General features: G+C 69.8%; 1 protein-coding gene. It reads left to right on the top strand.

The genetic code is table 11. The features are described 5' to 3' along the window. Positions 1 to 14 precede the first annotated feature (14 nt). A partial coding sequence (locus TBU01S_RS22600; protein WP_245651022.1) for a type VI secretion system Vgr family protein occupies positions 15 to 1620 on the top strand: 1606 nt, incomplete at its 3' end.

The following is a 1620-nucleotide window of genomic DNA, read 5'->3' as shown; positions in this document are numbered from 1 at the left end:
TGGACTGCCAGGCCATGATCGGCGAACGCTGCGCCATCGAACTCGAAACCGACCGCCGCGGCCGGCGCTGGCTGTCGGGCCAGATGATCGACTTCGCCGCGGTCGGCCACGAAGGCCGGCACTGGGTCTATGAAGCCACCCTCGCCCCGCGGCTGTGGCACGCCTCGCGCCGCGCCGACTTTCGCATCTGGCAGAACCAGAGCGTGCCCGACATCCTCTACCAGGTACTGGGCGAGAACGCGGTGCGCTTCGACATGCGGCTCAAGGCGCGCTACAAGCGCTGGACCTACCTGGTCCAATACCGCGAGACGGACCTGTCCTTCATCTGCCGCCAGCTCGAACACGAAGGCATCTTCTTCTGGTTCGAGCACGCGGCCGACGGCGAGACCCTGGTGCTGGCCGATCACCTGTCGGCCCACCCGGACTGCCCCGGCTACGCCACCGTGCCCTACTACAGCGGCGTGCAGACCCGCCCGGACCGCGACCACTTCGACGCCTGGCGCCTGACCCGGCGCGTCGAGACCGGCCGGCTCATCCACGCCGACTACGACTTCGAGCGCCCCTCGTCGGACCTGACCACCGAACACGCCGACCCGCGCGGCCACCTGTTCGACCACTACACCCGCTATCACTACCCCGGCGACTACCTCGACCCCGGCGACGGCGCCCAGTACGCCGCCAACACCCTCGAGCGGCTGCAGCGCCAGCAAGAGACCATTCACCTGTCGGGCCGCGTGCGCGGCGCCGCCCCGGGCCACCGGCTCACGCTCACCGGGCACCCGCGCGCCGACCAGAACCGCGAACTCACGCTCGTCGCCGTCACCTACGACATCGCCGACAACGACTACGAAGGCGCCGCCGGCAGCACCGCCAGCCACTTCCACGTCGACGTCGAGGCGCTGCCCGCCGAGCGCCCCTTCCGCCCGCCGCTGGCCACGCCCAAGCCGCGCGCCCGCGGCGTCGAGACCGCGGTGGTGGTCGGCCCGCCGGGCGAAGAGATCCACACCGACGAATACGGCCGCGTCAAGGTGCATTTCCACTGGGACCGCTACGGCAAGAAGGACGGCACCGACACCTGCTGGATCCGGGTCGCCTCGCCCTGGGCGGGCAGCAACTTCGGCGCCATCCACATCCCGCGCATCGGCCAGGAAGTCATCGTCGACTTCGAGCACGGCGACCCGGACCGCCCGATCATCACCGGGCGCGTCTATAACGCCGAGCAGATGCCGCCCTGGTCGCTGCCGGCCAACCGCACCCAGTCGGGCATCCTGACCCGCTCGAGCAAGGGCGGCGCGGCCGGCGCCGGCCTGCGCGACGGCGCGGGCGACGCCAACGCGCTGCGCTTCGAGGACAAGAAGGGCGCCGAACAGGTCTGGTTCCACGCCCAGAAGGACGCTCTGACCGAGGTCGAGCACGACGAATCCAAGTGGGTCGGCAACGACCGGCGCAAGGAAATCGACCGCGACGAGTTCAACACCATCCACCGCGACCGCACCGAAGTCGTCGATCGCAACGAGAAGATCGACGTCCACGGCTGGCGCACCGAGACGGTCGATCTGGACGAGACGCTGACCGTGCACCAGAACCGGACCCGCACGGTCGATGGCAACGAAGCGCTCA

Source organism: Thauera butanivorans NBRC 103042 (assembly GCF_001591165.1).
In the GTDB taxonomy this organism is placed as follows: domain Bacteria; phylum Pseudomonadota; class Gammaproteobacteria; order Burkholderiales; family Rhodocyclaceae; genus Thauera; species Thauera butanivorans.
Note: the sequence above shows the minus strand (reverse complement) of the source record. Positions and strands in the feature narration are given on the sequence as shown.